At 65.8% G+C, this 26,353-nt stretch carries 22 protein-coding genes; 7 read left to right on the forward strand and 15 right to left on the reverse strand.

Annotated features, from left to right (window positions below; translation table 11 throughout):
* Nucleotides 1–17 precede the first annotated feature (17 nt).
* The 8 genes from ACX5I4_RS16750 to ACX5I4_RS16785 form a co-directional block, all read right to left on the reverse strand.
* Nucleotides 18–977, reverse strand: a complete 960-nt coding sequence (locus ACX5I4_RS16750; RefSeq protein WP_461837626.1) for an ABC transporter permease — start codon at nt 975–977, stop codon at nt 18–20.
* On the reverse strand, nt 967–1,704 hold the full coding sequence (locus ACX5I4_RS16755) for an ABC transporter ATP-binding protein (RefSeq protein ID WP_461837627.1): 738 nt from the start codon (nt 1,702–1,704) through the stop codon (nt 967–969). The genes ACX5I4_RS16750 and ACX5I4_RS16755 overlap by 11 nt, the downstream gene beginning before the upstream one ends.
* A gap of 116 nt (nt 1,705–1,820) precedes the next feature.
* A complete protein-coding gene (locus tag ACX5I4_RS16760; protein WP_461837628.1) occupies nt 1,821–2,993 on the reverse strand; it encodes an ABC transporter substrate-binding protein in 1,173 nt (390 codons plus the stop codon).
* 278 nt (nt 2,994–3,271) lie between these two features.
* Entirely contained in the window at nt 3,272–4,672 is a 1,401-nt protein-coding gene (locus ACX5I4_RS16765; RefSeq protein WP_461837629.1) for a sulfate adenylyltransferase subunit 1, read from the reverse strand.
* The gene (cysD, locus tag ACX5I4_RS16770) at nt 4,672–5,796 is read right to left on the reverse strand and encodes a sulfate adenylyltransferase subunit CysD (protein ID WP_461837630.1); all 1,125 of its coding nucleotides are present in this window, start codon (nt 5,794–5,796) and stop codon (nt 4,672–4,674) included. Before cysD ends, ACX5I4_RS16765 begins: the two co-directional genes overlap by 1 nt.
* Nucleotides 5,793–6,509, reverse strand: coding sequence for a phosphoadenylyl-sulfate reductase (locus ACX5I4_RS16775; protein ID WP_461837631.1), 717 nt, complete (start codon nt 6,507–6,509; stop codon nt 5,793–5,795). The genes cysD and ACX5I4_RS16775 overlap by 4 nt, the downstream gene beginning before the upstream one ends.
* On the reverse strand, nt 6,506–8,251 hold the full coding sequence (locus ACX5I4_RS16780; protein WP_461837632.1) for a nitrite/sulfite reductase: 1,746 nt from the start codon (nt 8,249–8,251) through the stop codon (nt 6,506–6,508). Before ACX5I4_RS16780 ends, ACX5I4_RS16775 begins: the two co-directional genes overlap by 4 nt.
* A 133-nt stretch (nt 8,252–8,384) precedes the next feature.
* On the reverse strand, nt 8,385–9,098 hold the full coding sequence (locus ACX5I4_RS16785) for a sirohydrochlorin chelatase (RefSeq protein ID WP_461837633.1): 714 nt from the start codon (nt 9,096–9,098) through the stop codon (nt 8,385–8,387).
* Nucleotides 9,099–9,161: 63 nt separating this feature from the next.
* On the opposite strand from ACX5I4_RS16785, the gene ACX5I4_RS16790 reads away from it, so the two are divergent.
* Nucleotides 9,162–9,833, forward strand: coding sequence for a trimeric intracellular cation channel family protein (locus ACX5I4_RS16790; protein WP_461837634.1), 672 nt, complete (start codon nt 9,162–9,164; stop codon nt 9,831–9,833).
* 13 nt (nt 9,834–9,846) lie between these two features.
* Nucleotides 9,847–10,269: a hypothetical protein gene (locus ACX5I4_RS16795; protein WP_461837635.1), complete on the forward strand. Its 423-nt coding sequence runs from the start codon at nt 9,847–9,849 to the stop codon at nt 10,267–10,269.
* Between the two features lie 401 nt (nt 10,270–10,670).
* Here the strand turns inward: ACX5I4_RS16795 and ACX5I4_RS16800 are convergent, their stop codons facing one another.
* The 4 genes from ACX5I4_RS16800 to ACX5I4_RS16815 all read right to left on the reverse strand — a co-directional run bounded on the left by ACX5I4_RS16800 (nt 10,671) and on the right by ACX5I4_RS16815 (nt 15,266).
* On the reverse strand, nt 10,671–11,858 hold the full coding sequence (locus ACX5I4_RS16800) for an IS30 family transposase (RefSeq protein ID WP_461837636.1): 1,188 nt from the start codon (nt 11,856–11,858) through the stop codon (nt 10,671–10,673).
* 98 nt (nt 11,859–11,956) lie between these two features.
* Nucleotides 11,957–13,060, reverse strand: coding sequence for a polyprenyl synthetase family protein (locus tag ACX5I4_RS16805; RefSeq protein WP_461837637.1), 1,104 nt, complete (start codon nt 13,058–13,060; stop codon nt 11,957–11,959).
* Between the two features lie 9 nt (nt 13,061–13,069).
* Entirely contained in the window at nt 13,070–14,467 is a 1,398-nt protein-coding gene (locus ACX5I4_RS16810; RefSeq protein ID WP_461837638.1) for a geranylgeranyl reductase family protein, read from the reverse strand.
* Nucleotides 14,468–14,489: 22 nt separating this feature from the next.
* A complete protein-coding gene (locus ACX5I4_RS16815) occupies nt 14,490–15,266 on the reverse strand; it encodes a demethylmenaquinone methyltransferase (RefSeq protein WP_461837639.1) in 777 nt (258 codons plus the stop codon).
* 161 nt (nt 15,267–15,427) lie between these two features.
* Here ACX5I4_RS16815 and ACX5I4_RS16820 point away from each other — a divergent pair, with 161 nt between their 5' ends.
* The 4 genes from ACX5I4_RS16820 to ACX5I4_RS16835 all read left to right on the forward strand — a co-directional run bounded on the left by ACX5I4_RS16820 (nt 15,428) and on the right by ACX5I4_RS16835 (nt 19,782).
* Nucleotides 15,428–16,843, forward strand: coding sequence for an isochorismate synthase (locus tag ACX5I4_RS16820; protein WP_461837640.1), 1,416 nt, complete (start codon nt 15,428–15,430; stop codon nt 16,841–16,843).
* Between the two features lie 202 nt (nt 16,844–17,045).
* On the forward strand, nt 17,046–17,999 hold the full coding sequence (locus ACX5I4_RS16825) for an ABC transporter substrate-binding protein (RefSeq protein WP_461837641.1): 954 nt from the start codon (nt 17,046–17,048) through the stop codon (nt 17,997–17,999).
* Nucleotides 18,000–18,034: 35 nt separating this feature from the next.
* Nucleotides 18,035–19,009 (forward strand): amino acid ABC transporter permease, encoded by a 975-nt coding sequence (locus tag ACX5I4_RS16830; RefSeq protein WP_461837642.1) that lies wholly within the window; start codon nt 18,035–18,037, stop codon nt 19,007–19,009.
* Nucleotides 19,006–19,782, forward strand: coding sequence for an amino acid ABC transporter ATP-binding protein (locus tag ACX5I4_RS16835; RefSeq protein WP_461837326.1), 777 nt, complete (start codon nt 19,006–19,008; stop codon nt 19,780–19,782). The genes ACX5I4_RS16830 and ACX5I4_RS16835 overlap by 4 nt, the downstream gene beginning before the upstream one ends.
* A 138-nt stretch (nt 19,783–19,920) precedes the next feature.
* Here ACX5I4_RS16835 and menD read toward each other — a convergent pair whose 3' ends face one another.
* The 3 genes from menD to ACX5I4_RS16850 all read right to left on the reverse strand — a co-directional run bounded on the left by menD (nt 19,921) and on the right by ACX5I4_RS16850 (nt 25,020).
* The gene (gene menD / locus ACX5I4_RS16840) at nt 19,921–21,630 is read right to left on the reverse strand and encodes a 2-succinyl-5-enolpyruvyl-6-hydroxy-3-cyclohexene-1-carboxylic-acid synthase (protein WP_461837643.1); all 1,710 of its coding nucleotides are present in this window, start codon (nt 21,628–21,630) and stop codon (nt 19,921–19,923) included.
* Nucleotides 21,631–21,837: 207 nt separating this feature from the next.
* Complete coding sequence (locus tag ACX5I4_RS16845) at nt 21,838–23,928, reverse strand: PhoX family protein (RefSeq protein WP_461837644.1); 2,091 nt, start codon at nt 23,926–23,928, stop codon at nt 21,838–21,840.
* A gap of 72 nt (nt 23,929–24,000) precedes the next feature.
* On the reverse strand, nt 24,001–25,020 hold the full coding sequence (locus ACX5I4_RS16850; protein ID WP_461837645.1) for an o-succinylbenzoate synthase: 1,020 nt from the start codon (nt 25,018–25,020) through the stop codon (nt 24,001–24,003).
* 261 nt (nt 25,021–25,281) lie between these two features.
* On the opposite strand from ACX5I4_RS16850, the gene ACX5I4_RS16855 reads away from it, so the two are divergent.
* Entirely contained in the window at nt 25,282–26,334 is a 1,053-nt protein-coding gene (locus tag ACX5I4_RS16855) for a LacI family DNA-binding transcriptional regulator (protein WP_461837646.1), read from the forward strand.
* The last annotated feature ends 19 nt before the right edge of the window (nt 26,335–26,353 follow it).

The raw sequence follows: 26,353 nt of genomic DNA on the forward strand, positions 1-26,353 counted from the left end.
CGTTACGTTTGGGGCGCTTAGCGCGTGCTCCCCGCCAGCAGGCCGCGGCGCAGCAGGAGGCTGCGCTCAATCGGCGCGAACACTACAAGCTCGATCAGGATGCCCACAAACAGGATCGCGAGGATCGCGGACATGACCGTGGCCATGTCAGACAAGGTCCGGCCTTGGTCCAGGAGCGAACCGAGCCCGAAGCCGATAGTGCCGCCCACCGCGATGATTTCGGCGGCCATGAGCGAACGCCAGGAGAAGGCCCAGCCCTGCTTGAGTCCGCCGAGATAGCCGGGAAGGGCCGCCGGCAGGACAATCTGCAAGGCCATCTGGATCCGGGAGGCTCCGAGGACCGTGCCCACGCTGCGGTATTGCGGCGGGATCTGGTCGACGCCGGAAATCAGCCCGTTGATGATGGACGGGATGGCACCCATCAGGACGACGAAGTACACAGTGCCGTCCGAGAGTCCGAACCAGATGATGGCGGCGGGAACCCACGCCACGGACGGAAGCACCTGGAGCCCCGAAATGAGCGGTCCGAACGCACGACGCAGCGGCTGCACCTGCGCGAGGATCAGGCCCACCGGGGTGGCCACGGCAACGCTGATGAGGAACCCGATCACCCCGCGCTGAAGGGAGGTCCAGACGGCTTCCTGGGCTTTGCCTTCGGCCCAAAGAGCACCGAACTGGCCCAGGACATCAAGCGGTCCGGGAACCTGGTCGCGACGCTTGAAGCCCAGCGAGACGTAGAACTGCCACGCCAGAATGAGCACCAGGAGCGCCGCGATCGGGAGGATGATCCGGGTCCAGTCGATGCGGGCATTCCGGTGTGCGTCCGACTGCAGCTTGTCCAGGCCGGCCTCAAGGTCCCGGAGTTCGTCCGGGTTTCCCTTCAGGGACGGCGAGGTGATGTGGCGGGACTCCGTGGGCGGCTCGGCGATGGCTTCAGTCTCTGCCCCGGCGGGTCGGGTTTCCTGTTCAATTGGCATGGCGGCGGATCTCCTCGCGCAAGCGGCGGGTAATGGTTCCAGTCAGTTCCCCGGCACGGCCGGCGTCGGTCCGGTGTTCCTCGGTGACGTTCCATTCGGCCACAACCCGTCCCGGACGGGAGGAAAGCAGGAGCACCCGCTGGCCGAGTCGGACGGCCTCGCGGACGTTGTGGGTCACGAACACGATGGTGCGTCCGGTTTCCTTCCAGATCCGCTCCAGCTCGTCGTGGAGAAGGTCGCGGGTGATGGCATCGAGCGCGGCGAAAGGTTCATCCATGAGCAGCAGCTGCCGGTCCTGGGCCAAAGCGCGGGCCAATGCGACGCGCTGCCGCATGCCGCCGGAGAGCTCGTGCGGGCGCTTGTCCCCCGCACCGCCCAAGTGGACGAGATCCAACAGTTCGCCTGCACGGGCAGCACGCGACGCCTTGCTGGTGCGGCCGGACTTGTCGGCCAGCTTGAGCGCGAGTTCGATGTTGCCGCGGGCGGTGAGCCACGGGAACAGCGCGGAATCCTGGAACATGAAGGCGGCGCCGTCGCTGGGCACTTCAAGAGCGCCCGACGTCGGCTGGTCCAGGCCCGCGAGGATGTTCAGCAGGGTGGATTTGCCGCAGCCGGACGCACCCAGCAGGGCGACGAACTCGCCCTGCTGGATGGTGGCGTTGACGTCGTCCAGCACCGGGGCGCCGTCGCCGAAGCGTTTACCCAGGTGTTCCAGTACGACTGGCATGGTCCCGTCCTTCGTTTGTTGCTTCGTTGTTGAATGTGCACCCAACTGACTCGCAGTTGTTGTCGTTATGAGGCCTCAAAACGACAACTATTGCGAGCTAGTTGGGTCTTGGCAGTTCAGTCCTGGCCCAGTCCTGCGGCCGATGTTTTCTGTCCGGTGACGCTGTTGAGGGCGCGGAGGTCGAAGATGCCGTTGATGTCGGCCGGTTTGGTGATGCCGGCGTCCACCCCGTCCTGGAGCAGTTTCTTGTAGGTCCCGGCGAGCGGGTCCACGGTGAAGGTGATGTTCTTCAGGGACCGGTCGATCACGTCGGCCGGGAGCGTGCTGCCCGCGGCCGCCTTCAGTGCGGCGTTGATCGCGGTGGCCTTGTCGGCGGCCGAGGCGGTGTTGAGCCAGTTGACCGAGGCTTCGTGGCCCTGGAGCAGGGCGGTGACGGTCTCGGGGTGCTCGGCGGCGAATTTCTTGCTCACGATCAGGATGGTGGTGGGGAACTGGCCCGGCTTTCCTGTCGTGGACCCGTCCCAGAGGTCCTTTTCGTCCACCAGGACCTTCCCGCCGGCCTGGAGCACCAGGCGGGAGGCCCAGGGCTCGGGCAGCCACGCGCCGTCGAGCTTTCCGTCCTGGAAGAGCTTGAGGGTCTGGGCGTTCTCGGTGGGGTTGATCGCGACGTCGCCGCCGCCGTTCGGGTTGGTCTTCAGGCCCTGCTTGCCCAGCCAGGCGCGCAGCGCCACGTCCTGGGTGCCGCCCAGCTGCGGGGTGGCGAGGGTCTTGCCCTTGAGGTCCGCGGCAGTGCTGATGCCGGGTTTGACGACCAGCTGGGCGCCGCCGGAGGCCGCGCCGGCGATGATGCTGATGGATGCGCCCTTGCTCTGGACGAAGGAGTTGATGGCCGGGTTGGGGCCGATGTAGGTGGCGTCGATCGCGCCGGCGTTCAGGGCCTCGATCGCGGCGGGCCCGGCGTTGAAGACCTGGGTGGTGAGCTTGGTGCTGCCCAGCTTGCCGGCGATGATGCCCTTGCCCACCCCGACCAGGGCCGGGGCGTGGGTGACGTTGCCGAAGTAGCCCAGCCGCAGCTCCGCGGCCGGCGTCGTGGACGCCGCGGGCTTGGTTTCGTTGTTCTTCGCGACAACCGATGCGACGGCCGCGCCGGCGCCGATCAGCAGGACGAGTCCGACGGCGATGCCGATCTCGAGCGTGCGGCGGCGCTTGGGCTTGGCGCTTTCGCCCGCGACGATGCGCGTGGTTCCCGGGTTCGAGCCGGGCGGCGTGGGTTCTGGGGTGTTTGACATGTTGGGAATCCTTGGGATGTGTTGCGGAACGGGCAGGGCGTGTATCAGGCCCCGCGACATCGCCCCGAAAGGGCAGCCAAGGACCAATCCGATGAGGTCATGGATTCACCATAGGGACTGTCATATTTGCCGTTCAATGATCCGGAAACCCGGGGTCACGCACGTTCATGCGGCGTCACAATTCGGCTGGTTCCAATGCAAAAAACCGCAGCCTGTTTTCCCTCCCGGGCCTTGAAGTCGGGATGGGAAACAAGCTGCGGTTCCGCTGACCAACAAGGTCAGATGACGTAACGTTCGTCCTCGTGGTCGCCCGGGTGGTCCTTCACCAAACCGGCGGCCAAGGTGTTGCCGTCCACGGGATCGATCACCAGGAACGCGCCCGTGCGGCGGTGGTGCAGGTAGTTCTCCAACGGCAACGGCGCGGCGAGTCGGAGCTGGGCGTTGCCGATGTCGTTCAGCTCAAGGCTGGAAGCGGCCTCCACGTTGAAGGTGGCCAGGTCCAGCTTGCCCGTCACATTGCGCACCAAAGCCTGGACAGTCCGGGTCCCGTGCTTGACGAGCACCTTGGCGCCTTCACGCAATGGCTTGGGCGAGAGCCAGCACAGCGCTGCGTACAGGTCGGCAGAGCTCTCGCGCACGGTCCCTGCCGCAGCAATGGTGTCCCCGCGGGCAATGTCGATTTCATCGGCCAAGCGGATCGTCACGGACTGCGGAGCCGTAGCCTCGGCCAGTTCGCTGCCCGCGAAGTCGATCCCCGTTACCGTGGTGATCCGGGGCTCGTGGCCCGGGCTCAGGACGGTGACCTTGTCGCCAAGCTTCACCGTTCCTTCCGTGATCTGGCCGGCGTAGGCACGGTAGTCGCGGTACGCCTCGACGTCGAGCCCTGCGGCGACGGCGTCGGGAGCCAGCGCGCCCTGCGGGCGGATGACCAGCTGGACCGGGAAGCGGAAGCTTTCCAGGTGGCTTTCAAGCTCATCGGCTGCCGGAAGGGTCTCCAGGACCTCGAGCAGTGCCGGGCCGCTGTACCAAGGGGTGCGGTCCGAGCGGTCCACCACGTTGTCGCCGTCGAGCGCGGACACCGGGATGACCACGACGTCGGCAATGCCATCGCTGCCCAAGCCAAGCTCACGCGCAACCTTCTGCACGTCGGTCTCGATTTCGCGGAAGACGGACTCGCTGAAGTCCACGAGGTCGATCTTGTTCACGGCGACGATCACGTGCGCCACGCGCAGCAGCTGCAGCACGGACAGGTGCCGGCGGGTCTGCTCGAGGACTCCCTTGCGGGCGTCAATGAGTACGACGACGGCGTCCGCAGTGGACGCGCCCGTCACCGTGTTCTTGGTGTACTGCACGTGGCCGGGGCAGTCCGCGAGGATGAAGCTGCGGCGGTCGGTGGCGAAGTAGCGGTAGGCGACGTCGATGGTGATGCCCTGTTCCCGCTCGGCACGAAGGCCGTCGGTCAGGAGGGCAAGATCGATGCCCCCGTCGGCTCCGCCGAAGCCACGGTCCGCTGAGGTGCGGGCCACGGCGTCGAGCTGGTCGGCGAGGATCGCCTTGGAATCGTGCAGAAGGCGGCCCACCAGGGTGGACTTGCCGTCGTCGACGGACCCGGCGGTAGCGAAGCGGAACAGCGTAGATTCGCGCAGGCCAGTCTCCAGGAGTGAAGTCTCAGTGCTCATTAGAAGTAGCCGTCCTTCTTGCGGTCTTCCATGGCTGCCTCGGAGATGCGGTCATCTGCGCGGGTGGCGCCACGTTCGGTGAGTGTGGATGCGGCAACCTCGACGACGACGTCGGCAACCGTGCGGGCGTCGGAAAGGACGGCGCCGGTGCAGGACATGTCGCCCACAGTGCGGTAGCGGACGAGCTTCGTCACGACTTCCTCATGCGGAAGCGGCATGGAAACCTCGCCGACTGCGCGCCACATGCCGTCGCGTTCGTAGACCTCGCGCTCGTGGGCGTAGTACAAACCGGGCAGCTCAATGCCTTCGCGCTCGATGTAGCGCCACACGTCCAGCTCGGTCCAGTTGCTGATGGGGAACGCGCGGACATGCTGGCCCACGGTGTGGCGGCCGTTGTACAGGTTCCACAGCTCGGGGCGCTGATTGCGGGGATCCCACTGGCCGAATTCGTCACGCAGGCTGAGGATGCGTTCCTTGGCACGGGCCTTATCCTCGTCGCGACGGCCGCCGCCGAAGACGGCGTCGAACTTGTTGCGCTGGATGGCATCCAGCAACGGCACTGTCTGGAGCGGGTTGCGGGTACCGTCGGCGCGCTCGGCAAGTTCGCCACGGTCGATGAACTCCTGCACAGAACCGACCACGAGTTTGAGGCCCAGGCGCTCCACCGTGCGGTCCCGGAAATCGATGACTTCAGGGAAGTTATGGCCGGTGTCCACGTGCAGCACGGGGAACGGCACCTTGCCCGGCCAGAACGCCTTGGTGGCCAAGTGCAGCATCACCACGGAATCCTTGCCGCCGGAGAACAGCAACGCAGGCTTCTCGAACTCGGCAACAACTTCACGGATGATGTGAATGGCCTCGGACTCGAGGGTGTCGAGGCTGGACAGGCGTGCGCGGGGTTCGACGCCGACTGCCGCCCCCGCCCCTTCGCCGCGCGGCTGATCTTCGATCAGCCCAGCGCGCGGCTCCGACAGCGGCTGTGGCCTCCCCGACACTCGCAAGCTCGCGTCGGGACCCTCGGCCAGAGCCTCGGATGCCACTCCCTGGGCGGCAGTCGGCGTCTCAGCAGCGTCGGTTTCCAGCACAGACAACTCCAGGTCCTCGTTGGTGATTTGGGTACTCATACGTGTAGTCCGCATTCTGTCTTGTCGGTTCCTGCCCAGCGGCCGGAGCGGGGGTCAGCTCCGGGGGCCACCTTGCGGGTGCAGGGCTGGCATCCGATGGACGGGTAGCCCTGGCTCAGGAGGGGGTTGACGGGAAGGATGTTGTCTTCGGAGTACTGGACCAGCTGGTCAAAGCTCCAGTCGGCCATCGGATTGACCTTGACCAGACCGTTGGTTTCGTCCCACGTGATCAGCGGGGTGTTGGTCCGGGTGGGGGCCTCGTCGCGGCGGACACCGGTGAACCACACTTCGTAGCCGGCGAGGGTCCGGCGCAGCGGCTGGACCTTGCGGAGCGCGCAGCACTGGGCGGCGTCCCGGGCAAACAGGTCCTTGCCGAGAAGGCGGTCCTGCTGTTCCACAGTGTTCTCCGGGAGCACGTCCACGATATTTACGCGCAGGTTCGCGGCGACCTCATCCCTCGTCGCGTGGGTTTCTGGGAAGTGGTAGCCGGTCTCCAGGAAGAGAACGTCGACGCCGGGAAACTGGTCCGCGACGAGGGCCGGCAGCACGGCGTCGGCCATGGAGCAGGCAACGGCAACGGCGGGCAGTTCGAAGTTGCGGGCCACCCAGGCGATGACGTCGCGGGCGGGCGCGTTCCAGCCGAGCTCTGCGGCACCGGCTTCGGCCAGAGCCTTGAGTTCGTCGTGGGAACGGAGCTGGGTGCTGGTGGTCACTGGAGATCTCCTTCATCTGCGGAGTGTGCCCATTCGGCGAAGGTCTGGCCTTCGGCGCGGTCGGCCACGAATTTCCGGACTACCCGCTCCACGTAGTCGGGCAGGTCCTCGACGTAGACCTTGAGGCCGCGCACGGTGCGTCCGAGGCCTGCTTCTTCGCGGTTGGACGAAGCCAGCCCGCCGCCCAAGTGAACCTGGAAACCCGGGGTGGGGTCGCCGTCGGGCGTTGGCAGCATCATGCCCTTGAGCCCGATGTCCGCGGTCTGGATGCGGGCGCAGGAGTTGGGGCAGCCGTTGATGTGCAGGGACAGGGCCTGCGGCAGCTGGCCGCTGTCCGCGAGGTCGGCCAGGCGACGTTCGAGCTCGGCGACGGCGGTTGCTGCCGTGACCTTGGTTTCCACGATGGCGAGTTTGCAGAACTCGATGCCGGTGCAGGCGATGGTGCCGCGGCGGAACACGGACGGGCGGGCTGAAAGGCCCAGGGTGTCCAGTTCAGCGACGAGCGGTTCCACCTGCTCCTTGGCGACATCCAGCACGACGACCTTCTGGTGCGGAGTGGTCCGGAGGCGGAAGGAGCCGTGGGCTTCGAGGGTGTCCGCGAGCTTCACGAGCTGGCTGCCGGAGAGACGTCCGGCCAAGGGCGTGGCGCCGATGAAGAACTTGCCGTCCTTCTGCTCGTGGATGCCGACGTGGTCGCCCGGCGTTGAGGGCTTGGGCGCCGCGGGGCCGTCGGAAAGCTTGAAGCCGAGGTATTCGTCTTCAAGGATCTGGCGGAACTTCTCGGGGCCCCAATCGGCCAGGAGGAACTTCAGGCGTGCCTTGGTGCGCATGCGGCGGTAACCGTAGTCGCGGAAGATGCTGGTGACACCGAGCCATACTTCGGCGGCTTCCTCGGGCTTCACGAACGCACCGAGCCGCTTGGCGAGCATCGGGTTGGTGGAAAGCGCGCCGCCCACCCAGAGGTCATAGCCGACGCCGAGTTCCGGGTGGACCATGCCGACCAGGCCGAAGTCGTTGATCTCGTGGACCACGTCCTGCGAGGGGTGGCCTGTGATGGCGGTCTTGTATTTGCGCGGCAGGTTGGCGAGCTCGGGATCGCCGATGAAGCGCTCCGCGAGTTCGTGGATCAGCGGCGTGGGATCGATGATCTCGTCCTTGGCGATGCCGGCAACCGGGGAGCCCAGGATGACACGCGGGACGTCGCCGCAGGCCTCGGTGGTGGACAGGCCGACCGATTCGAGGCGGCGCCAGATCTCCGGCACGTCCTCAACGCGGATCCAGTGCAGCTGAATGTTCTGGCGGTCGGTCAGGTCGGCGCTTCCGCGGGCGAAGTCCACGGAGATCTGGCCGATGACGCGCAATTGCTCGGTGGTGAGCGCGCCGCCGTCGATCCTGACGCGGAGCATGAAGTACTTGTCCTCGAGCTCGTGCGGCTCTAGCGTGGCGGTCTTGCCGCCGTCGATCCCGGGCTTGCGCTGGGTGTAGAGGCCCCACCAGCGGAAACGGCCGTGCAGGTCCGTGCCATCGATCGAGTCGAAGCCGTGCTTGGAGTAGACAGACTCGATACGCTCACGGACGTTCAGCCCGCTGTCTTCCTGCTTCCAGGTTTCGTTGGCGTTGAGCGGCGCGGTGCCATCAACTTTCCACTGGCCATGGGGTTTAGCGGCAGGACGGGCGGTGCGGGCCGGGCGCTTGGGTGCAGCCTCGTCCGCAGACGCTCCGGCTAGAGCTGTATCAGTCATGCATCGACTGTAGGGCTGGCCAGAGAGGCGTAACAAAGGTCCGGGAAACGGAAAGTCACCTAGGGAAACATTTCGTCACGAACCGCCGCCGGGCCTTGTGGGACCAGCCCGGCTATGCATCCAAAAGAACAGTTCAGGAGCTAGCCGCGATCACTGCGTCGTAGCGTTCCAGCGCGATCTCCGCGAGCACGGGAGAGGGCAGCAGCGGCGCCGACACGACGTCGGCCCCGGCCTTGGACAGTTGGTCATGGAAGTAGCCAGTGGCCAGCAGATACGAGGACACCACCACCCGGCCGCCGTCTCCGGTGACTTCCGCGCCGGTGAGTTCGGCGCGTAGGGCCGCGACGCCGTCGGGCACGTTCGGTTCGGCACTCGCGCCGTAGGCGACGCGCACCCTATTGGGCAGCAATTCGGCGAGCTGGCGCGCCTGCTCTTCCGAATCGACTGAACCGTCCGGCAAGGACGAGCCCGCGGCGGCGAGCAGGACGCCGTCGTCGTCGCCCAGACCGGCGTCGCGCAACCGCGCGGCGAGCAACTCCGCGAGGCGCGGATCCGGCCCCAGCGGGGGTGCCGCGGACACCTCCGGACGGGACTTGATCGCCTTGGGGATGTCCACCTTGACGTGGTAACCGGTGCTGAGCAGCAAGGGAACGACGACGGCGGGCGTGCCTTCCGGGAGGCCCGCCACCACGCCGGACAACTCGGGTTCCTGGACGTCGACGTAGGCCTCAACAACGGTCAGGCCGGGCCGGAGGGCCTCGATTTCGGCCATGACCTGGCGGATGGCGGCCTGCCCTTCGACGTTCCGGGTTCCGTGGGCGCACGCGATCAAGACAGGGCTGTTCATGGGTGCAAGCGTAACGTTGGGCAAGCATGATCGCCCGTCTGTGAACGAAGAATGGAGCTGCATTTGTTCACGTTTGACCTCGCGCTGGTATGGCTGGATCTGGCCGGCGTGTTCTTTTTCGCCGTGTCCGGATCCTTGCTCGCGGCCAAGAAGCAGTTCGACATCATCGGCTCTCTTCTCTTGGCTTCGCTAGTGTCCCTAGGCGGCGGTGTCATCCGCGACATCATCATCAACGCGGGCCCGCCTGCGGCGTTCACCAACCCGGTCTACCTGCTGCCGCCTTTTTTGGCCGCGGTTCTGGTGTACTTCCTGTTTTCAAGCATCCAGCGCTTTACCTCGCTGTTGACGCTGTTCGACGCCGGCGGATTGGCATTGTTCTGCATCACCGGAACCCTGAAGGCCCTGACCGCCGGGCTGAATCCCGTGGCTGCGATCCTCCTGGGCGTCACCACCGCGGTGGGTGGCGGACTGCTCCGCGACATCACTGCAAACGAGATCCCCGCGCTCTTCGATGCCCGGGATCTCTACGCCCTGCCGGCCTTCAGCGGAGCGGCACTGACGGCCTTGCTCTGGAACATGGATGCCTTCAACGGGCTGACGGCGGCCTTGGTTGCCGCCTTGGTTTTCGCCTTCCGCGTGGTGGCTTGGCGTCGCGGCTGGCGGGTGCCTTTGGCGGTCCGCGGATGGCATCGCGCGGGGGTCGCGGCGGGCGCCGAATCACGTGGCCGGGATTAGCTAGGATGGGAGCATGACTGACATGCTCCTCGAGAAGTTCCGCGCGCTTGTACCGAAGTATCTCGAGGACGAATGGCAGGAAGAAGACGGCCTCACCGCCTCTGAGCTGGACGAAGCCCTGGCAGCCCACTCATTCACCATTCCCATGGTGCTGCGCGAGTTCTACCTCGCCCTCGGTGGCTGCGAGGACCTCATGGAGGCCTACCACTACTTCTGGGACCCCGAGGAACTGGAAGTTGACGACGAAGGCTTCCTCATGTTCCTCGAGGACGAGGAAGAGCAGTTCACCTGGGGCTTCCGCGTGGGCGACCTCGGCGTCCCGGATCCCATCGTGTGGCGCCGCAACAACGCCCGCGGCCAATGGAAATCCGAAGAAGGCACGTTCTCCGAGTTCGTGTTCGACATGTTCGACTGGGCTTTCAGCGACGAAGACTAGGGTTTTGGGGTTGTTTTAGCGGCGGCCGCGCCTTCCTGACCCTGTTTGAATTCAAAGGGCCGCGACACGCCTTGTTCGAAGTGTGTCGCGGCCCTTTTGGTGCCAAAGAGGGTCAGGACGGAACACGAAGGCCAACGCAAACTCCGGAAAATCTATTGACCGAGAAAGTTGCACCCATGACAAACCTGTCATATGCTGTAACCGGATTCACTAAATGCCTCCGGTGAGTCTGATGCGAACGGAGATTATGGTCCCGGTTCGTTGCAGCGCGTGACTCGTAGCGTTGCAAGGAACCGGGGCCATTGCATTTAAGCCCGTCCCCGTTCGTCCCGGCCCAACTAGCTCGCAGTTGTTGTCGTTATGACGGGGGCAAAGTCAACTGGTCAGAGCAACGCTGGGGTTTAGGCTGCCTGCAGCAGCTGGTTGAGCCGGTTGGCTGGGGTTTGCAGGTTGAGGGTGGGCCGTGGCCGGCGGTTGAGTTTCGCGGCGACCCGGCGGAGGTCCTCCGGGGTGTGAGCGGAGAGGTCCGAGCCTTTCTCGAACCAGAATCTCAGGAGCCGGTTGGTGTTTTCGTTGGTCCCGCGCTGCCAGGGCGAGTGCGGGTCGCAGAAATAGAGCGTGGTCTCGAGCGCGGTTTGGATCCGCGCGTAGTCGGCGAGTTCCGTGCCGCGGTCCCAGGTGATCGACCGTCGCAGGTGGTCCGGGAGCTTGCCCATCTCCCGGATCATCGCGGTAGCGACGGTCTCGGCGCTGTGGTTCCCGGGGAGGTGGAGCAGGATCGTGAACCGGGTCGAGCGTTCCACGAGGGTGCCGATCGCGGTCCCGTTGGAGCCGATGATGAGGTCACCTTCCCAATGCCCTGGGACGGCCCGGTCCTGGGCCTCGGCCGGGCGTTCACTGATCTTGAACGCCTCCTTGTAGGGGCTGTTCTTGGTCCTGTCCGCGGCGTGGGGAACGCGCTGCTTCCGTTTCAGGCTGAGCTTTTCGGCCAGATCTGCCCGCAGGATCCCGCGGGATTGGACGTACAGCGCCTGGTAGATCGTCTCGTGGCTCACCTGCATAGTCTGATCATCGGTGAAGTAAAACACCAGCATCGATGAAATCAGTTTCGGGCTCCACCCGTCGTCCATCCAGACCGCTATCAGCCGGCACAGATCCTCGTTCTCGGCAAGCTTCAGCGGCTTGGGCCGGCGCCGGTTCTGATGCGCCTTAGCGTGGGCGGTTGACGCATGATAAACCCCGTCCTCCCCGGTGTGCCGCTTCACCTCCCGCCAGACCACCGACTTGTCCCGGCCAATCGCCTCCCCAATATCCGCGTAGCTCAGCCCGCACCGGCGGCCCATCTGGATCATCCCCCGATCGTCCAAAGTCAATGCCCGGCCACCCGGACCGTCCGCCGTCGGCGCCGGATCAGCAAGACCCCCGACGCGGCCCATGTTCACAGTCATCATGAGGCCAGACTGGGACCACCAGGTTCCCCCGGTCCGATGTGTGGTCCCGACGCGCCGGGAAGCCGCGAGAATCGACATCCCACCACACACCAAGTCCACAAACTCGTTGCGGGCACTCTGAGGAAATGACCTGACCATAAAACGCTCCATCAATCAGAGCGTTGCTACGACCATATGACTTTGCCGGGTCAAAACGACAACAACTGCGAGTTAGTTGGGTGACTGCGACGGCGGAATTAGCTGGCGCGCTCCACCACTGCGTGGGCGAAGTTTGTCAGCGATTCCTTGACCACGCCTTCGGGCAGCGGCTTCAAGGCCTCGATGGCTTCCGCGGACCACTGACGCGCAATGACCCAGGATTCGGCGGTGACGGGATGCTCGCGCAGCCCGGCGACAGCCAACGCCAGTGCCTCATCCGAGGACAGGTCGCCGTCCACAAGCTTCAGGAGTTCGACGGCGGAGTGGTCGCCGTTGTCGGCAGCCTTGCGGAGCAGGAGGACGGGCAGCGTGGGCACACCTTCCCGGAGGTCCGTTCCCGGGGATTTGCCGGACTTGACCTTGACGCCGGTTACGTCGATGACGTCGTCGGCCAACTGGAAGGCCACGCCCACCTTCTCGCCGTATTCCACCAGCACATCTTCGAAGGCTTCGTCGGCGCCGGCGAAAATGGCACCGAGCTGGCCTGAGGCGGCCACCAAGGAACCGGTCTTGTCGGCGATGACGGAGAGGTAGTGCTCCACGGCGTCTTCGCCTTCACGCGGACCCACGGTTTCGTGCAGCTGGCCCAGGCACAGGCGTTCGAAGGTACGGGCCTGAATTCCCAAGGCACGCGAACCGAGCTCAGACACCAGGATGGAAGCCCGCGCGAAGATGAGGTCGCCGGTGAGGATTGCCACCGAGTTGCCCCAGACTTCGTGGGCCGTCGGGGCGCCGCGGCGGAAGGGAGCGGAGTCCATCACGTCGTCGTGATAAAGGGTTGCGAGGTGGGTCAGTTCAACCACGACGGCGGCCTGGACCACCTCCGGGCGGGAGGCGTCACCGAGGTGGGCGCACAGGAGAGTCAACAGCGGGCGGATCCGCTTGCCACCGGCTTCCACCAGGTGACGCGACGTTGCGTCAGCCAGGGGGTCCGAGTTGGCAATTGCTTCGCGGAGCTTCTTCTCCACGCGGGCAAGGTTGGTGGTGATGGCAGGACCCAGCTCCACGTCCTTGGCGATCGCCGCAAAACCGGCAGGAAGCTGCAGCCCGGTGGCGATCGCGGTGGTGGAGGGAGCGGGTTCGACAGTGTCCGGCAGGCCGTGCCCGGCGTGCGTCCAACTGTGTTCGGCAGAGTGAGTCACGGGTTAACCCTAACTTTTCGCGGTGGAAAGCGTTGATTCGGTGCCGGTGCGGGTGGAAACGGCGGTGGACGTGGTGTTGGACGTGGCCGGGACAAGCATTTCGAGGACGCGGATGACGCGATCCTCGAAACCCTTGGCGGACGCATCCGTGAGGTTGGCGAGCATCCTCACCACAAAGCGCATCAGCACGGGGATGGGCATGCCCGTCCGCAGTGCGAGTTTCATGACAGCGGGCTTGCCGATGAGGGCCGCAAAGACGCGTCCCAGGGTGAAGTGTGAACCCCACTGGTCCCGCACGTAGTCCGCGTAACGCGAAAGGTGCGCATCGGCGTCGTCCGCGGTCCATCCGGCTGAACGGGAACGCGAGGACGCGTCGATGATGAACTCGGCCGCGAAGCGGGCGGACTCCATGGCGTAGGAAATGCCCTCCCCGTTAAACGGGGAAACCATGCCGCCGGCATCGCCCAGGAGCATGAGCCCCGGCGAGTAATGCGGGGTCCGGTTGAAGCCCATGGGCAGGGCGGCGCCGCGGATCTCCCCTACCTGGTTTTCGGGAGTAAAGCCCCATTCGGGCGGCATGCCGGCGGTCCATTCGCGGAGGACCTGCCTGTAGTCGAGCTTGCCGAATTCCTTGGAGGAGTTCAGGATCCCGAGGCCAACGTTGGATGTTCCATCCCCGACGCCGAACACCCAACCGTAGCCGGGCAGCGGCTTGCCGGACTTGCCAAGAGAGCCAGCGCGGGTACCGCGCCGAGCTTGCGAGGCGTGGGAACCCGGCGAATGGAGCTCAAGCCAGCCTTCCATCCAGTCGTCGTCGTGGCGGGGCGAGGTGAAGTAAGTGCGGACTGCGACGCCCAGCGGGCGGTCGTCGCGCTTATGCATGCCGAGCGACACGGCTGTGCGGGTCGAGTTGCCGTCGGCGGCGAGTACGACGTCGGCGTGGAAGTCGCGCGTTTCGCCCGTCTTGCGTCCGGACTCGTCGAGGATTGCGGCGCGGGCGCCGATCACCCGCCCGGCGTCGTCGCGCAGGGCCTCGCTCACGCTGTGGCGTTCAAGGACGACGGCGCCTGCCGCCTGGGCGTGCCGGGCCAACTCCTCGTCGAATCCAAGGCGGGTGCGGATGAGCCCGTACGTGGGAAAGTCGGCAACTTCGGGCCATGGCAATTCAATGGTCCGGCCGCCGGCGATCAGCCTCAGGCCCTTGTTGCGTCGCCAGCCTCCGTCCTCGGCGTGCGGGAGGCCGAGCTTCTGGATCTCGCGGACCGCGCGGGGAGTGAGGCCGTCGCCGCACACCTTCTCGCGTGGGAAGCTGGTCTTTTCCAGCACCGTCACGGAAATGCCCGCCTGGGCAAGGTAGTACGCGGCGGTGGACCCGGCTGGTCCTGCGCCGACTATCAGTACGTTCACAGCGTCCTTGTTAATGAGCCGGCTAGCGGGACTGATCGCCGGTTTGGCGGCGCGGCTTGATCTGGCGGCGCAGCTTGGCCACAGGGACGCTGGCGGTGTGCGGAGCGGCGGGCTTCTGGGCCCGGTGTATTGCCACGATTCCACCGCTCAGGTTGCGGTAGTTGACATCGGTCCAACCGGCTTCCTGCATCCAGGCGGCCAGGTGGTCCTGGTCCGGCCAAGCGCGGATGGACTCGGCAAGGTACACGTAGGCGTCCGGGTTGGACGAGACTTTGGTGGCGATGGCGGGCAGTGCGCGCATTAGGTATTCGGTGTACATGGTGCGCCAAAGGGGGACCACGGGAGCCGAGAATTCTGCGATGACCAGGCGTCCGCCGGGCTTGGTGACGCGGAACATCTCTTCGAGGGCCTTGTGCGGTTCGTTGACGTTGCGCAGGCCGAACGAAATGGTGCAGGCGTCAAAGGAGTTGTCCGCGAACGGCAGATTGGTGGCGTCCCCGGCAACGAAGTTGATGTCCGGACGGCGGCGCTTGCCAACCTTCAGCATCCCCAGGGAGAAGTCGCAGGCCACGACGTCTACGCCGGCGTCGGCGTACGGTTCGCTGGAGGTGCCGGTGCCGGCAGCCAAGTCCAGGACCTTTTGGCCCACCCGAACATCCATCGCTTCCACGACGACGCGGCGCCAACGCCGGGTCTGCCCCATGGACAGGACATCGTTGACGACGTCGTATTTGGGGGCGACATCGTCAAACATCGTCGCAACTTCGTCCGGACGCTTTTCCAAGGATGCTCGGTTCACCCTGCAATTGTCTCAGACAAATTTGGGAAGAACTTTCGGGGCACTCCGGTCCGGCCCGGGTTGCCGCCTTGGGCGTCGGGCTTGGGGCCGGCCAGGTTCCAGGCCCGAGTTCCTGCCGGCCAGCACAGCTCCCTTGCCCGCGGGAGTAATGTTGTTCCATCATGACGAGCACGCTCCGCACCTTGACAGTCCCCCTCGATGTTGATTCATCCTCCGGGGGGCTGCCGTCGTTTCTGGTCCGGGACGACGTCCTGTGCTGGTCCCGCCGCGAGAACGGACTGGTGGGCTTTGGCGAACTCGCACGCTTCACTGCCACCGGGCCCGATCGTTTTCTCGAGGCCGATATCTGGTGGCGCCATCTCGTCATCGAGGCAGACATCACGGATCCCCTCGAGATCCCCGGCACCGGCCCTGTAGCCTTTGGCTCCTTTGCTTTCTCCAAGACGTCCGCCTTTGAATCGCGCCTGATCCTTCCGGAGATTGTGGTCGGGATCCGGGATGGGCGGTCTTGGCTCACCCAGTTGACGCTCGACGACGTCGAACTCACCGAGGCGGGCGCACTCGCCGCACTCGCGGGATGGCTGAGTCCTGCGGACGGTGAGTCGGCCACGGCGGGAGGCTCCGGCGTCGGGCACGGCGTCGGGCACGGCGGCGGGCGCCCAACTGACTCGCATTTGTTGTCGTTTAGAGGGCTCATAACGACAACAACTGCCAGTCAGTTGGGGGATGGAAGGGTCACTCTGGAGAGCGGTTCGTTGAGCGAAGCTGACTGGAAGCAGGCCGTTGCGGACGGCGTCGCGGAAATCCGCACGGGAAAGCTTGAGAAGCTTGTCCTCGCCCGCGACGTTGTGGCAACGCTTCCCGACGGCGTTAACGCCGCCCAGGTGCTCCGCCAACTGGCGGGGAGCTACCGCGAATGCTGGACATACGGCGTCGACGGCTTGGTAGGCGCGACGCCGGAGATGCTCATCCAAGTGGAGGGCCGCACCGCGCAGGCACGAGTCCTGGCCGGGACGCTGGACCGACGGGACGCCGAGGGGATGGACGGCTCCCCGATGGAGTACGCCGAACGGGTGCTTGCCGGTTCCGAGAAGCAACGCCATGAGCACGAGATCGCCATCCAATCCCTAACGACGCAACTCGCTCCGTTCTCCGAGGCCATGAACGCGCACAGTGAGCCGTTCATCCTGGAACTGCCCAATGTGTGGCACTTGGCCTCCGATGTGAAGGCCGAGCTGGCCGATATCGAGGGACATGTCCCTACGTGCCTGGCCCTGATCAACGCGCTTCACCCCACGGCCGCCGTATGTGGGACGCCTACTTTGGTGGCCGGTGCGCTCATCCGGGAGCTTGAGCACATGGACCGGGGCCCCTACGCCGGGCCAGTCGGATGGCTCGACGCCGCGGGCAACGGCGAGTGGGGCATCGCGCTGCGTGGTGCGATCATCGAGAGCCCAACGACTGTGCGCCTCTATGCGGGCTGCGGGATCGTTGAGGGCTCCGTTCCCGAGGCTGAGCTGGCCGAGACCTGGGCCAAATTCCGGCCAATGCTCGAGTCACTGGGCATCAACCGCTAAGAGTCCAAACCTCCAGGATTCCGTTCGAAACCCATCCCCGTGGATGTCTGGGATGCGAGACAATAGCCACGGCGAGGGTCTTGATTTTTCGCTTGGTAGGTTATCCAATAGTAAAACTTAGTTTTCTGTGACGCACATCTCATGTTCGGCGCTACACTATGAACCGATTAGTTTCGCATCCACTGCAACAAAAGGTAAGAAAATGCAGAAATCCCGTTCGTTTCCGGTCAGTTCGACGCTCAAGGCTGCAACCATCATCGCAATCGGCGCCTTGGCACTGACTGCCTGCACCAACGCCTCAGAGGCCGGCCCGTCGAATGCCGCCTCGCCTTCCGGCAGTGCCAATGCAAGCTTTGACCCCACCACCATCGCCAAGGATGACACCCTGGCTGCCTTGGTCCCCGCGGCCATCAAGTCCAAGGGCACGCTGACCGTCGGCTCGGACACCACCTATGCACCTGCGGAATTCCTCGGAACCGACGGCCAGACCCCGGTCGGTTACGACGTCGACATCGCCAAGGCAATCGGCGCCACCCTCGGCCTGAAGGTCCAGGTGCAGACCGCCGAATTCACGGGCATCCTCCCCGCCCTCGGCCCCAAGTACGATCTGGGCATCTCCTCCTTCACCATCAACCCCGAGCGTCTCGGCGCCGTCAACATGGTCAGCTACTTCAACGCCGGCACCGCTTGGGCCGTGCAGAAGGGCAACCCGAAGAAGTTCTCCCTGGATGACGTCTGCGGCAAGTCCATCGGCGTGCAGACCGGTACCGTCCAGGAAGACCCGGACCTCTCCGGCCGCAACAAGAAGTGCGCAGCTGACGGCAAGCAGCCGATCAACATCGTGACGCTCAAGAACCAGACGGACGTCACCACCCGGCTCGTCAACGGCAGCATCGATGCCATGGCCGCCGACTCCCCCATCATCGGTTACGCCCTGACCCAGACCAACGGCCAGCTCGAAAGGCTCGGCGACGTTTACGACGCCGCTCCCCAGGGCATCGCCGTTGCCAAGTCGGACACCGCCCTCGCCGACGTCATCCAGAAGACGCTGACCAAGCTCATGTCTGACGGTTCCTACAAGAAGATCCTCACTGGCTGGGGCAACGCCGAAGGCGCCATCACCAAGTCCGAGGTCAACCCGGCGGTCAAGTCTTGAGTATTCCCGCCACCGATAACAAATCAGGTGCACAGATGGATCATCATCAACCAGGCCACGCCGCGCCCGTGCTGAACGATGCGGTGCCGGTCAGGCATCCGGGACGCTGGATCAGCGCCATCGTCATCGTTGGCGTGCTGGCGCTGATGGTGCAGAGCGTGATCACGAACCACAACTTCCGTTGGGACGTGGTGGGCACCTACATCCTGGACGTGAAGGTCGTCCAGGGCGTCGGCTGGACGCTGCTGCTGACCGTGGCGTCGATGGTCATCGCGATCGTCCTGGCCATCCTGCTGGCCGTGATGCGCCAGTCCGACAACCCGGTCCTGCGCTACACCTCCTGGGTGTGGGTCTGGTTCTTCCGCGGCACCCCGGTCTACACCCAGTTGGTCTTCTGGGGCCTGATCGCCGTCCTCTACCCCAAAATCAGTGCAGGGGTGCCCTTCGGCCCGGAACTGTTCAGCGTGGACACGAGCACCGTCATCACGGCCCTGGTCGCGGCCATCCTGGGCCTGGGCCTGAACGAATCGGCGTACCTGGCCGAGATCTTCCGGGCCGGGCTGAAGTCCGTGGACAAGGGCCAGACCGAAGCCGCCGAAGCCCTGGGCATGGGCAAAGGCAAGATCATGTGGCGCATCATCCTGCCCCAGGCCATGCGCATCATCGTCCCTCCCACCGGCAACGAGACCATCGGCATGCTCAAGACCACCTCCCTGGTCCTGGCCGTCCCGTTCACCCTGGACCTGACCTTCGCGACCAACGCCCTGGCCAACCGGATCTACCTGCCGGTGCCGCTGCTGATCGTGGCAGCCATCTGGTACCTGGTCATCACCAGCCTGCTCATGGTCGGCCAACACTACATCGAGGCCTACTACGGCAAGGGCGTGGACACCAACCTCGCCCCGGCCGTCATCAACCCCGCAGCCGCCAAGGCCGCCGCGGCCGTGGCACCGAGCGCCGAAGCAGAACCGTCCCTGAAGATGGACTTCCCCGAGGAGGAGGCAAAATGACGACCACCACCCAGACACCACTGGTAAGGATCGAAGGCCTCCACAAATACTTCGGCCCCCACCACGTGCTGCGCGGCATCGACCTGACCGTCAACCAGGGCGAAGTCTCCGTCGTCATCGGCCCCTCCGGCTCCGGCAAGTCCACCATGCTCCGCTGCATCAACCTGCTCGAAACCATCAGCGCCGGACGCATCTCCGTGGGCGAGCAGCTCATCGGCTACCGCGAAGTCAACGGCCGCCTCCACGACCTGAAGGTCAGGGAAATCGCCGCGCAGCGCCGGGAAATCGGCATGGTCTTCCAACGCTTCAACCTCTTCCCGCACAAGACCGCCCTGTACAACGTCATGGAAGCACCCGTGCAGGTCAAGGGCAAGAACAAGGGCGACGTCAAGAAGCAGGCCCTGGAACTGCTGGACCGGGTTGGCCTGGCCGACCGCGCCAACCACTACCCGGCCCAGCTCTCCGGCGGCCAGCAGCAGCGCGTCGCGATCGCCCGGGCCCTGGCCATGGAACCGGAGCTGATGCTCTTCGACGAGCCCACCTCCGCCCTGGACCCCGAACTCGTCGGCGATGTGCTCAACGTGATGAAGGACCTCGCCAAGTCCGGCATGACCATGATCGTGGTCACCCACGAAATCGGCTTTGCCCGCGAAGTCGGCGACACCTTGACCTTCATGGACGGAGGCGTCGTGGTCGAAACCGGCGACCCCCGCGAGATCATCGCCAACCCCCAGCACGCCCGCACCAAGGAGTTCCTCAGCCGCGTCCTGTAGGTCCCCAGCGCTGCGGTTGATTCCCCGCGACGCGCAAATGCCCTGTCGAGGCCGGAAATCCGGCCTCGCCAGGGCATTTCCGCGTCGTCAGCCAGTTCGCGTGTCACCAGTCAGGTCCCGCGTCGCCAGCGCCAGCCCCTACGCCCCGAGCAGCACCTGGGACACGGCCGCGGCCACGGCAGACTTGATGCGTGCGTGCAACGGGCGCAACTCGGATCGGTCCGTGCGTACCTCGACAATGCTGCGCCCCTTCAGAGGCGAGGCAAGCACGTCGGCGAGCTCCGCCGTCGTACGCACTGAAGTGTGCCCGACGCCGTATGCCGCGGCGAGCACGGAAATGTCCACGCTGTGCGGGGTCCCGAAGAGGCGCTCGACGGCGGTGCCGTAGCCGCCGTCGTCCTCCACCTTGCCGTGTTCGAGGAGGCCGAAGATGCCCCCGCCGGCGTCGTTGAGGACCACGATGCGCAGGTCCGGCCCAGGCTCGCCGGCTCCGAGGAGGAGGCCTCCGGCGTCGTGCAAGAAGGTGACGTCGCCCACGAGGAGGGTGGTTTCGCGGCCCGCGCCGAGGGCGATTCCCGTCGCGGTGGAGATGGTTCCGTCGATGCCGGCGAGGCCGCGGTTCGCGAAAATGGTGGCCAGCGGTTCGGGGCTGGGCTGTCCGGCGAGGTCGACGTCGCGGATCCCGTTGGAGGAGCCCAGGACCAGCTGCCCGCGGGCGTGTTTCCAGACTGTGGCTCCCACAGCCGGCCCGTTAGCTGCAGGCTCCGCATCGAGAACGCCGTCGAGCGCGTGTTGGGCTGCGGCACCGGCCAGGAGCCAAGCGTCGAGCCACTCATCCGAGCCCCGGCCTGCGAACCCAGCCAACTCAGCCAGGGAATCAAAGCGTTCCTCGCGTCGCCGTCCGTGCTCGTACCAAGCCACGGGAACGGGCTCGTAGATGGCGGCCGGTAGCTCGTTTCGGGCCAGCAGGGCGGCGACGGGCCGCGAAAGGGTCGGCCGTCCGAAGACCACCACCCGCTCGATCGGCAGCGCAGAACCGGGCCCGAAGTTGTCCAGCATCAGGCGATACGGCCCCACCGCGTTCGGGCCGAATCGCGCGTTCGAGGAGGGCTCGGCCAGCAAGGGGAAGCCGTGGGCGCGGGCGAAGGCCTCAGCGACCGGACCGGCGTCGTGCCCTGCCAGGACCACCGTCCGCCGTTCGGTAAGTTCCGCGGAAGCGGGCGGCATGCTCAGTGGCTGCGGGCCGGAGTCGTAGTGGAAAACGCCGCGGCCTTGACTGGCGGGCAGTGCCTCGCCTTGTTCCGGAACCAGCGGCTCGCGGAAAGCGAGGTTGAGCTGCACCGGGCCCGGAGGGGTGTCCTCGAGGGCGCCGGTTGCCGCGTAAAGGGCAGTCTCGACCGCGCGCTGCGGGTTGCTGCCCGCGGGAATGTCGACGGCGAAGCGCACGTGTTCACCGAAGAGGTCCAGCTGGATGGTGGTTTGGTTGGCGCCAGTGCCCAAGAGTTCGGCGGGACGATCGGCCGAAAGGACGACGAGGGGAACCGCAGCGTGGTTGGCCTCCATCACCGCGGGGAGGAGATTCCCGACGGCGGTGCCTGAGGTGGTGAGGACGGCAGCCGGGGCGCCCGTGGACAGGGCCAGGCCAAGGGCCGTGAAACCGGCCGAACGCTCGTCGATCCGGACCAGGAGCCGGACGTTCCCGGCTGCTTCGGCCTCCGCCAGCGCGTAGGCCATGGGTGCCGAGCGCGAACCGGGAGAGACCACCACGTGCCGCACACCGCCGTCGAGCAGCGCCTTAACAGCGATCCGGGCAGCGGCGAGAGAGCTCAGGGAGCCTTGCGAAGTCACCGCACCAGTCTATTAGCGCCGCCTCCCCCGACGCTCGCTCACCTATGCGCCCCAAAACCGAAACGCTCGCTCACCTATGCAGACATAGGTGAGCGGGCGTTTCCCGAAAGGCCCACATAGGTGAGCGAGCGTTTCCCGAAAGGCCCACATAGGTGAGCGGGCGTTTCCCGAAAGGCCCGCATAGGTGAGCGGGCGTTTCCCGAAAGGTTAGCCGTCCTTGCGGAACACCTGGACGATCGACGGACGCGGGGCGCGGACCTGGCCGGCGGCCGGGGTGGCGCCGGCGCCGACGTAGTCCGGGAAGAAGGAGTGCTGGGCGTCGAACGTTCCTTCCTCGCCCGGGTGCTGCACGGCGACGAAGACGGTCCGCTCGTCGTCGTGCACGATCGGACCGCACGTCTCGGCGTCGCGCGGTACGGCGAGGAACTGTTCCACCTTGCCGCGCTCGTCGCCGTCGAGGGTGACCTTGAAAAGGCCGTCCGCGTAACCGATGGAGGACGGCGCGCCGTCCGTGGCGATCCACATGTGGCCCGCGGAGTCGAAGGCCACGTTGTCCGGGCAGGAAATGGGCGAGACCTTGTCGGCCGGGAAGCCGGAGAAGTATGTGGAGGAGTTCTTGGCGGGATCTCCACACACCATGAGGAGGGTCCAGTTGAAGCGGGTGGACGTCTGGTCTCCGGTCTCGGTGATTTCGACGATGTGGCCGTCACGGTTCAGTGTGCGCGGGTTGACCTCGGTGGCGCCTTCCTTGCCGGGCTTGCCGCGGTCCGAGTTGTTGGTGCAGACCACGTAGACCTTGCCGGTTTCCAGGTTCGGCTGAACGTCTTCGCACCGGTCCATCTTGGTGGGGCCGACTTTGTCCGCGGCGAGGCGCGTGTAGACCAGTACCTCAGGGACGGACATGCCCGGAACTGCGGAGACGCCATCGACCACCAAGGGAAGCCACTCGCCGGAACCGTCGAACGCGCCGTCGGACGGCAGCGCACCGTTCCCGGTGATCTCCGACGCCGGTGAGTCGCCCGTGAACTTGGCAACGTAAAGATCGCCTTCGGAGAGAAGGTTCATGTTGTTCCGGCGGGCCGCGGCCGAGTCGCCGGCCATGTACTTGCCCTTGGAGACGAACTTGTAGAGGTAGTCGAAGCGCTCGTCGTCGCCCATGTACGCCACCACGTGGCCTGAGTCGGCAACAATCACATTGGCGCCCTCGTGCTTGAATCGGCCCATGGCGGAGTGCTTCTTGGGCGTGGAGGAGGGGTCGAACGGGTCGACTTCCACAATCCAGCCGAAGCGGTTGGTTTCGTTGGCGTAGCCGGTGTTGTTGGTGTTGAAACGGGGCTCATCCAGTTCCCACTTGCGCGCGGTGGCCTTGTTGGTGAGGCCGTAGCGCTTGTCGCCCACCGAGGTGCCGGGAGCAACGAAGTAGCCGTTGAAGTTTTCCTCGCCGGAGAGGATGGTGCCCCAAGGTGTGGTGCCGCCGGAGCAGTTGCCCAAGGTGCCCTTGATCTTCCGGCCGGAGGGATCGTCGATGGTCTTGACCAGGTCGGTGCCCGCCGCGGGGCCGGTGAGCTCATAGGTGGTGTCGGTCAGGAAACGGCGGTTGAGCGGTGCGCCCTTGACGTAGTTCCACGGCTTGTTCTTGTTCTTGCGCTCGAGTTCGACAACCGTGAGTCCGTGTGCGGCCCGGCCGATCGCGCGCGCCTCCGTAGCCTCAGTGGAGGCCGGGAACATGATGTTCTCGTTGGTGTACTCGTGGTTCGTGAACAGCACGGCCCGGCGGTCCTTGGAATCCGGGATGGGCAGGATGTCCGTGTAGTCGTTGTTGTAGCCGAACTGACGGGCCTGCGCAGCTGCGGTCTGGCCGTTGAGATCGAAGGCCGGAGAGTCGGCGAAGAGCGGATCGCCCCAGCGGATGATCGGCTGCCACGCGAAGCCTTCCGGCACGGTGAACTCGTCGACGGCGGAGTCGACCGGCTTGATCGGGGTGAACTTGAGCTTGGCCTTGTCGAAGCCCGCCTTGGCCGCCTCGGACAGGCCAACACCGCCGGCTTCGGGAAGGTTACCAGACAGGCTTCCGCCCAGTACGACGGCGAGCGCACCGACCGCGCCGAAGCCCAGGGCGGCGCGGCGGGACACGGCTGCGGAAGCGATGTCGCGGAAGTAGGCGTTGGAGCTCGTGTTGCACACCTCGCCCGAGCAGGCGTTGTCGCACTTCAGGGCGCACGTAACGGGACTGCGCTTGCCCTTCGTATGGCCGAGCATGGGGAGCAATCCGAACTTGCGCGCGGTTGATTCAGACATGGGAAATACCTCCGGGGATTGAGTGATTTCCCCACACTTACAGTGCAAGCGGAATCCGAGAGGACGCTCCGGTTAAGTTCCGGTGAACTCCCCATCGATAGTCGATACAGCCAGGAGTGCGTGCACCCGGCGGAGCCGGTCCAGCCACCAGTCGCGACGTTCAGCGGGAGCCGCATACCGCTCAAGCAGCCCTTCGTCGGCGACGGCTTCGCGGACGCGGATGGCGCCGTCGTCGGGCACTAACGGATCCCGCGTGATGTCCGAGGCGAACAGCCGCACGGTCCCCAGCCCGCACGCGTACGGCAGTTCCGGCAGCGCGGCGGCGAGCGCCAGCCCCGCGCGGATCCCCACCGAGGTGTCGAGCGCCGAGCTCACGACGGCGGGAAGCCCGGCTTGCGCCACGATGTCCAGCGCGCGCCGCACTCCCCCAAGCGGCGCCACCTTGACCACGATCAGGTCCGCTGCGCCCGCGCGGGCCACCTTGAGGGGGTCGTCTTCCTTCCGCACGGATTCATCGGCGGCGATAAGCACGGGCGTTCCCTGTTCCGCGAGCCGGCGGCGGACTTCGGCGAGGCCCTCGATCTCCGGCACCGGCTGCTCGGCGTATTCGAGCCCGACGGCGGAAAGTCGCCCGAGTGCCTCGACCGCCTCCGGCACGTCCCAGCCCGCGTTCGCGTCCACGCGGATAGCGGCGTCGGGCAGGGCGTCCCGGACTGCGGTGACGCGCGCGACGTCGTCGGCGAGTTCCTGCCCGCGCTCGGCGACCTTGACCTTGACGGCGTCCACGCGGCCGAAGCGCTCCAGGACCTCGGGCACCCGGGCGGCGGGCACGGCGGGGACGGTGGCGTTGACGGGAATGGTGTCCCTCAGTTGCGGCGGAAAACCTTGCCATGCGGCTTCGACGGCGGCCGCGAGCCAGCGGGAGGCCTCGGCGTCGCCGTACTCGGGGAACGGACAAAACTCGCCCCACCCGGCCGGACCGCGGAACAGGAGGGTCTCTCGCTCCATGATGCCGCGGAACTTGACCCGCATCGGCAGGCTGACCACTTTCGCGGTGGCGCGGAGCTCGTCGAGGGTGGGGAATGCGGGCATGGTTTCACTCTAGCGTGGGGCAGTCCCAGGCAGGGGGCCCGGGGAGGGGGTCCGGGGAGGGGCCTCGGCCGACGCTCGCTCACCTTTGAGGCGTTTTCTGCCCACGCTCGCTCACTTGATGTGAGCGTGCGTCCGGCCGGAAGGCCATATATGTGAGCGAGCGTCGGGCTGGGGAACGCGGGGAACGGGACCGGAACCACTCCTCACACGCGTTAGGTAGAATGCAGCAAGAAGCCCTAAGAACCCTGGAGGAGAGCCCGCATGCAGCGCAAGGCCACAGCACTCGACGTCGCCAAACGGGCGGGTGTCTCGCGGAGTGCGGTGTCGCTGGTGCTCAACGGGCGCGGGGACGGCAATGTGGCCAAGGAGAGCCAGGACCGCATCCGGCAGGCCGCGGCCGAGCTAAAGTACTCCCCCAATGCCATTGCCCTGAGCCTGCGGAACCAACGTACGCGCGTGATTGGCATCGTGTCTGACGAGGTGGTGGTGAGCCCGTTCGACGGCAACATCATCGGTGGCGCTGACGATGTCGCCCGCGCCCACGGCTTTGTCACGGTCGTCATGGACACCGAGCGCGACGCGTCCCGTGACGAGAGCGCCGTCGAAACCTTGCTCGACAGACAAGTGGATGGGCTGATGTACGTCACGGTGGGCTTGAAGCCGCTCGATGTGCCGCACGGCATGCTTCGCGTTCCCTCCGTGCTGGCCAACTGCTACGACAACAGCCCCACCCCGCAGCTGCACCACGTGATCCCGGATGAGGTTTCCGGCGGCAGGGAAGCCACCGAGCACCTCCTGCAGTTGGGCCATCGCGACATCGCCTTCCTGGCCGGCGCCGCAAGCTCCCCGGCTGTGCCGTTGCGCATCGAGGGGCATCGGGAAGCCATGGCCAAGGCAGCCATCCCCGTCCGCGCCGACCGTGTATTTACCGCCGGATGGGACATCAACGACGGATTCCACGGCGCCACGAGCCTGCTCTCCTCCACTGAGCGGCCCACCGCGATTGTGTGCGCGAACGATCGCCTCGCCGTCGGGGTTGCCTTGGCCGCTGCGCGGTTGGGCCTCTCCGTGCCCCGCGACCTCTCGATCATGGGTTACGACGACGAGTTCCGCATCGCCGCCACCATGGTCCCCGCGCTGACCACCATGGCGCTTCCATTGCGGGAAATGGGCGCGGCCGCCATGAGCATGTTGCTGGAACAGATTGAGGATTCGGATCGGAGGCCCGCGGCGGGAGGCAGGGCCGGCCTGGAGACCATGGTTCCCTGCCGTTTGGTGGTCCGCGAGTCCACTGGGCCTGTACCCGCCCTCTAGATCCGACCGCTTTTGGCCG

The organism is Arthrobacter sp. MMS24-S77 (assembly GCF_054888235.1).

Excerpts from the sequence above, each read along its gene's own strand:
- ACX5I4_RS16835 (WP_461837326.1), top strand. The coding sequence starts at position 19,006 with ATGACGACCACCACCCAGACACCACTGGTAAGGATCGAAGGCCTCCAC.
- ACX5I4_RS16855 (WP_461837646.1), top strand. The coding sequence starts at position 25,282 with ATGCAGCGCAAGGCCACAGCACTCGACGTCGCCAAACGGGCGGGTGTC.
- ACX5I4_RS16755 (WP_461837627.1), bottom strand. The coding sequence starts at position 1,704 with ATGCCAGTCGTACTGGAACACCTGGGTAAACGCTTCGGCGACGGCGCC.
- ACX5I4_RS16800 (WP_461837636.1), bottom strand. The coding sequence starts at position 11,858 with ATGGTCAGGTCATTTCCTCAGAGTGCCCGCAACGAGTTTGTGGACTTG.
- ACX5I4_RS16785 (WP_461837633.1), bottom strand. The coding sequence starts at position 9,098 with ATGAACAGCCCTGTCTTGATCGCGTGCGCCCACGGAACCCGGAACGTC.
- ACX5I4_RS16750 (WP_461837626.1), bottom strand. The coding sequence starts at position 977 with ATGCCAATTGAACAGGAAACCCGACCCGCCGGGGCAGAGACTGAAGCC.
- ACX5I4_RS16760 (WP_461837628.1), bottom strand. The coding sequence starts at position 2,993 with ATGTCAAACACCCCAGAACCCACGCCGCCCGGCTCGAACCCGGGAACC.
- ACX5I4_RS16765 (WP_461837629.1), bottom strand. The coding sequence starts at position 4,672 with ATGAGCACTGAGACTTCACTCCTGGAGACTGGCCTGCGCGAATCTACG.
- ACX5I4_RS16830 (WP_461837642.1), top strand. The coding sequence starts at position 18,035 with ATGGATCATCATCAACCAGGCCACGCCGCGCCCGTGCTGAACGATGCG.
- ACX5I4_RS16850 (WP_461837645.1), bottom strand. The coding sequence starts at position 25,020 with ATGCCCGCATTCCCCACCCTCGACGAGCTCCGCGCCACCGCGAAAGTG.
- ACX5I4_RS16825 (WP_461837641.1), top strand. The coding sequence starts at position 17,046 with ATGCAGAAATCCCGTTCGTTTCCGGTCAGTTCGACGCTCAAGGCTGCA.
- ACX5I4_RS16820 (WP_461837640.1), top strand. The coding sequence starts at position 15,428 with ATGACGAGCACGCTCCGCACCTTGACAGTCCCCCTCGATGTTGATTCA.
- ACX5I4_RS16780 (WP_461837632.1), bottom strand. The coding sequence starts at position 8,251 with ATGACTGATACAGCTCTAGCCGGAGCGTCTGCGGACGAGGCTGCACCC.
- cysD (WP_461837630.1), bottom strand. The coding sequence starts at position 5,796 with ATGAGTACCCAAATCACCAACGAGGACCTGGAGTTGTCTGTGCTGGAA.
- ACX5I4_RS16845 (WP_461837644.1), bottom strand. The coding sequence starts at position 23,928 with ATGTCTGAATCAACCGCGCGCAAGTTCGGATTGCTCCCCATGCTCGGC.
- ACX5I4_RS16795 (WP_461837635.1), top strand. The coding sequence starts at position 9,847 with ATGACTGACATGCTCCTCGAGAAGTTCCGCGCGCTTGTACCGAAGTAT.